Source organism: Actinomadura logoneensis (genome assembly GCF_003428695.1).
GTDB classification, from domain to species: Bacteria; Actinomycetota; Actinomycetes; order Streptosporangiales; family Streptosporangiaceae; genus Spirillospora; species Spirillospora logoneensis.
This window is the reverse complement of sequence record NZ_QURH01000351.1, coordinates 1-531: the sequence shown is the minus strand read 5'-3', so window position 1 is coordinate 531 and position 531 is coordinate 1. Positions and strand designations below refer to the sequence as shown.

Genomic DNA, 531 nt, shown 5'->3' with positions numbered 1-531 from the left:
GACGCCCGGCGCCTCCCCCGACGCGCCCGGCGGCTCGCCCGGCCGCGCGTCCGACCGTCAGTCCGGCCGTGCGTCCGGTGGCGGACACGGTGACACGGGCGCCGACGCGGCCGAGGAGGGGACGGCCGGGCCGTCCAACGGCGACCCGGCCTCGCTGTCGGTGCGGATCACCGACGGCGGTGACGGCATGGCCGTCGAGCGCGCCACCCGGGCGCTCGCCGAACTCACCCGCGAGGGCGTCGCGCTCGCGGACTTCACCTTCGAGCGGCCGAGCCTGGACGAGGTGTTCCTCGCCCTTACCGGCCACCGCGCCGGAACCGGCGGCGGCGAAGGCAACGGCGGCGAAGGCGGCCCACCCGGGAACGAGGACGCGGCCGAAATCGAAGGCGTGACCGAAGACCCGCACGGCCCGGCCGGCAGCAGCGCCGGCGGCCCGGTCGGCAGCGGAACGGTCGACGGAACGGCGGTGCGCAGCGGCACGGTCGAGGGCGCGCCCCGGACCGGTCCCCCCGGCGGCGGTCCCGCCCCCGG

General features: G+C 79.3%; 1 pseudogene. It reads left to right on the top strand.

Going from position 1 to position 531, the window contains the following annotated elements:
* Positions 1 to 531, top strand: a pseudogene (locus DZF91_RS39995) (hypothetical protein); the annotation flags it as partial.